Source organism: Fusobacterium sp. (assembly GCF_030528405.1).
Classification (GTDB): Bacteria; Fusobacteriota; Fusobacteriia; order Fusobacteriales; family Fusobacteriaceae; genus Fusobacterium.
Genome location: NZ_JAUMYY010000066.1, coordinates 1 through 5,061, shown reverse-complemented (window position 1 = coordinate 5,061; position 5,061 = coordinate 1). Strand labels below are relative to the sequence as shown.

The window sequence follows — 5,061 nt, the reverse complement described above, 5'->3', positions numbered from 1 at the left end:
AAAAATAAAGGTATAAATATTTTTCAAATCGATGAAAATGAATATAAAGAATATTTTGATAGTTTAAAAAATCAGTTAAAGTTGACAAGTTTTAAAAGAAAATATAGCTCAATAAAAAATTTTTATAAATATTTATGGAAAAATAAATTGATTGAAAAAATGTTTGAGTATCATTTTTCTATGACAGAAAAAGAGTATTTTAACAAAAAAATTGAAAAAGAAAGCACTCTAGAATCTTTAAAAGACATTAATTATAATGAATTTATAAATTCTCTTGAGGACAATTTATATGGTAAAAGAATAAAACTTATATCCATACTAATTGCAGAATTGAATATGAATCTTGCTAATATTTTTGAAATTCAAATTAAAGATCTCTTAAGCTATGATTTTAAAAAAATTATAATTAACAGAAATAATAAAATTTTTGATTATGATTTGAATGGAAATATTGAAGCTATACTAAGAGATTACTATAAAAAATATGCTTTTGAAAAAAGATTTTTATTTGGAACTTATAATATTCAAGCTTTTCGCAAAGATTTAAAAAAGTACAATTTTTCTTTAGCTAATTTAAAGACAGCTTTGAATGAAGATGAAGAAAGTATGTATAAGAACATTAAAAAAATATATTTTGAAATAGGAATAGGAGATAAATAATGAAAGCAGGATTTATTGCAGTTGTAGGTAGACCTAATGTTGGAAAGTCGACTCTTATTAATAAAATGGTAGCGGAAAAAGTAGCTATAGTTTCTGATAAGGCAGGAACTACACGAGATAATATAAAAGGAATTTTAAATATCAAAGATAAGCAATATATCTTTATTGATACCCCAGGCATACATAAGCCAAAACATTTGCTTGGAGAATATATGACTAATGTGGCAATAAAAACACTAAGAGATGTAGATGCTATTTTATTTTTAATTGATGCATCAAAAGAAATATCAACTGGAGATCTTTTTGTCATGGAAAGAATTAAAGAAAATACTAAAAAGCCTAAAATTTTGCTCGTAAATAAAATTGATTTAATTTCAGACAAAGAACTTGAAAATAAGAAATTAGAAATAGAGGCTAAATTGGGGGATTTTGATGATATTATATTTATCTCAGGTATGTATTCTTTTGGCTTAGATAAGTTATTAAAAGCTTTGGATCCTTATTTAGAAGAAGGAATTAAATATTATCCAGATGATATGTATACTGATATGTCAACCTATAAAATTATAACAGAAATTATTAGAGAAAAGATTTTATTAAAAACCAGAGATGAAATTCCTCATTCTGTAGCAATAGAGATTCTAAATGTTAAAAGAGAAGAGGGGAAGAAAGATACCTTTGATGTAAATATTTATGTAGAAAGAGATTCACAGAAGGGAATTATTATAGGGCAAAAAGGTAAGATGTTAAAAGAAATAGGTACTGAAGCTAGAAAGGAAATTGAAAATTTATTAGATACTAAAATTTATTTGAATCTCTGGGTAAAAGTGGCTGAAGACTGGAGAAAGAAAAAACCTTTTTTAAAAGAATTAGGCTATTCTGATTAATTGAAAGTATAAACTTTTTTTATAATTTGTCATATAAAAAGACTATTGTATAATTTTTTATTACAATAGTCTTTTTATTTAAATTTGATTTATAAAATTTTATAAAATTCTTTTAATTTCTCTTCAATTTCTTCGAAATTTTCTTCAGAGAAGACTTCTATACCATTTTCTAATAACTTTTGTGTACTAAGTCCTTGCCCTTTAATAAGCTTTCCCGAAAAGGTTCCATCATAAATGAATTTTCTTCCACATGAGGGGCTTCTTTCTTTCAATACAGCAAAGTCTATATTATTTTTTAAAGCTATTTTTAAAATAGTTTCGGCTCCTTTTTTAAATTCATTTGAAACCCAAAGACCACTTTTAGTTATCACTTCTCCATTTGAGATTTCAGAAGCTTCTCTTGGAATACTTAAACCTCCTAAAACTTCAGGGCAAACTTCTATAAGCTTCACATTATATTTTTTAAAAAGTGCTACTAATCTTTCAGAGAGATTATTTCCTCCTGAATATTTAACATTTTTTCCAAGAAGACAGGAACTTATTAAAATCTTCATTTTAAATCTCTCTTATATGAATATTTTGATTTCTATCAGGTCCAACAGAAACTACTGATATAGGGCAATTAACTATTTCCTCAATTCTTTTTAAATATTTTTTACAATTTTCTGGTAAATCATCATAATTTTTAATCTGTGTTATATCTTCATCCCAACCATCAAGTTCTTCATAAATTGGTTTTGCTCTATATAAAGATTGCGTATCAGCAGGAACATAGTCATAAATTTTTCCATCTATTTCATAAGCAACACATATTTTTAATTTTCCTAAACCACTTAATACATCTATTTTAGTTATAACTATATCAGTCAAGCCATTAATTTCAGTTGCATATTTTCCTACAACTAAATCAAGCCAACCACATCTTCTAGGTCTACCAGTTACTGCACCATATTCATAACCAATTTTTCTAATTTTTTCTCCAAATTCACCATGAATTTCTGTAACGAAAGGTCCTTCACCTACTCTAGTAGTATAAGCTTTCATAACTCCTATACCCTTATCAATTTTTCTTGGAGAAACTCCTGCACCAGTTGTAACTCCAGCAAGAGTAGGAGAAGAAGAGGTTACATATGGGTAGGTTCCATAATTAATATCAAGCATCATAGCTTGTGCCCCTTCAAAAAGAACTAGTTTATTTTCATTTAGAGCTTTGTTAACTATAGGAATGGTGTCAACTATTCTGTGTTTTATTTTTTCAATATAGATTTTGTATTCTTCAAAAATTGTATTAAAGTCCAAGGGCTCAACATTATAAATTTTAGTTAATAATTCATTTTTTTCTTTTAAATTCATTCTTAATTTTTCTTCAAATTGTTTTAAATCTAATAGATCCGCCATTCTAATTCCATCTCTTGAAATTTTATCAGCATAACAAGGACCTATACCTTTCTTAGTAGTTCCAATCTTTATTCTATCTTCAACATTTTCTCTAAGTTCATCTAATTTGATATGATAAGGCATAATAACATGGGCTCTATCACTTATAATAACATGATCAGTTTTACTTCCTCTTTTTTCAAGACTAGCTATTTCTTCCAAAAAAACTTTTGGGTCAACAACAACACCTGGTCCTATTATACAAGTTCCTGCATGAAGAACTCCAGATGGAAGAAGTTTTAATATAAATTTTTCACCATTTACTACAACAGTATGACCTGCATTATTACCACCTTGAAATCTAACTACATAATCGGCTTTGTCAGCTAAGACATCAATAATCTTACCCTTACCTTCATCTCCCCATTGAGTACCTACAACAACATAACCAGCCATATTATTTCCCTCCTAGCTTTTTTTCAATATTTCAATATAATTTATATTTTTTTTATGTTTATTTAAAAATAATTGTTCAAATTCTGTTTTGATATTATCTTTTGCTTTTTCAGAAGAATGTAAGTCATTGGTATGATAAATAACTTCGTAGTTATCTAAGTTATTAACTAAGTTCAAAACATCTTGATAATAATTGTCATGATCTGTTTTGAAGAATAACTTACCATTTGTTTTCATTATTTTATTTAGATTAATAAAAAGTTTTTTTTGGATGATTCGATTTTTTTCATTACCTTCCCATGGATCTGGAAAGTTAATATACATTTCATCAATTTCATTAGAACCTAAAAACTCTTCTAACTCTTCTCCTCTTTTTCTTAAAAAGACTATATTTTTTAAACTATTTTTTTTAGATTTATTAGCCGCTAAGCAAAGTCTTTTAAATCTCAATTCTAAACCTATGAAGTTTTTATTTGGATTTCTGAGAGCTAATTCACTTGTAAAATTGCCACTTCCCGTACCTATTTCAACAGCAATAGGATTAGTATTTTTAAAATATACTCTCCAACCGTTTTTATTTTTTTTCATCTCTTCTGCATCAAAAATTATATATTCTGGATAATTTAAAAGCTGATACATATATTTATTGTAATTAGTCTTAGGAGAGTGAAAAAAATGTTTCCATAAATTATTTTTTATCTCATCCGTGCTGTTTATATTTTCATTTTTCATAATTAAGTTTTCCTTTTTTGCTATTTTTAAACTTAAAAGTTTATTTTCTTCAAAAAATTTTTCTATTTCTTCTATATATTTTTTATTATTTAAATTAATATCTTCAATTGCTTTTAAGAAATTTTCGATAGTTTCAACTTGATATGCAATTTTTCTTCTTAAAGCTTCTTTTGATATTTCTAAAATATTTTGAACATATTTTCCAAAAAGTGGAGTTTTTTTATAAAATAGAGGTTCAAGAAGACTATGTCCACCAATATTTACAAGAGTACCTCCTACAAAGGAAATATCAGAAATAGCATAAAATTTTCTTAATACTCCCATTTTATCAACCAAAATTATATCATAAGTTTTATTTTCTAAATATTCATTTTTTAAAAGACTATATCTAGTATATGAAAAACCTTTTATTTTTAACATTTCTTCAATTTTTTCTATTCGTTCCAAATGTCTAGGTACTAAAACAAGAAGAAAATTTTTAAGTTTTTTAAAGACATCTAGAATAATTTCTTCTTCTCCTGTTCTTGTGCTTCCAGCTACAAAAATTTTTTTCTTGTCAGCTTTCAAAAATTTCTTAAAGTTAACAATTTCCTCTTTAGAATATTTTTCTAAATTTAAATCAAACTTTAAATTTCCTATATTTTCAACTTTTTTCTTATCAGCACCTAATTTAATAATTCTTTCTTCATCAATGGCTGATTGCATATAAAAATAATCAATTTTTTTAATACTTTTTTCAAATAAAAATTTTAGTTTTTTATACCTTCCAAAACTCTTATCAGAAATTCTTCCGTTAACTAAGATAATTCTGGCATTATTATTTTGAGCTTCATTTATTATATTAGGCCATAATTCTGTTTCTATTAAAATAAGCTCTTTCAAATTAATTATATTTAAAATATTTCTTATTATATTTCTATCATCAAGTGGAAAATATATAACATTTATT

The 5,061-nt window shown here is 25.5% G+C and carries 5 protein-coding genes; 2 read left to right on the top strand and 3 right to left on the bottom strand.

Features of this window, described 5'->3' with window-relative positions; translation table 11 throughout:
• Together Q4A58_RS07905 and era are read left to right on the top strand one after the other, a co-directional pair.
• Positions 1-660, top strand: a 660-nt coding sequence (locus Q4A58_RS07905; RefSeq protein WP_303118132.1) for a transposase, incomplete at its 5' end; no start/stop codon positions are given.
• Positions 660-1,547, top strand: coding sequence for a GTPase Era (gene era / locus Q4A58_RS07900; protein ID WP_303118131.1), 888 nt, complete (start codon positions 660-662; stop codon positions 1,545-1,547). The genes Q4A58_RS07905 and era, both read left to right, overlap by 1 nt.
• Positions 1,548-1,636: 89 nt before the next feature.
• On the opposite strand, the gene Q4A58_RS07895 is transcribed toward era, so the two are convergent.
• The 3 genes from Q4A58_RS07895 to trmB all read right to left on the bottom strand — a co-directional run.
• Positions 1,637-2,101, bottom strand: coding sequence for a DUF523 domain-containing protein (locus Q4A58_RS07895; RefSeq protein ID WP_303118130.1), 465 nt, complete (start codon positions 2,099-2,101; stop codon positions 1,637-1,639).
• Position 2,102: 1 nt separating this feature from the next.
• Positions 2,103-3,380 (bottom strand): adenylosuccinate synthase, encoded by a 1,278-nt coding sequence (locus Q4A58_RS07890; RefSeq protein WP_303118129.1) that lies wholly within the window; start codon positions 3,378-3,380, stop codon positions 2,103-2,105.
• Between the two features lie 12 nt (positions 3,381-3,392).
• Positions 3,393-5,061: tRNA (guanosine(46)-N7)-methyltransferase TrmB (gene trmB, locus Q4A58_RS08115; RefSeq protein ID WP_368501201.1), on the bottom strand; the 1,669-nt coding region annotated here is incomplete at its 5' end.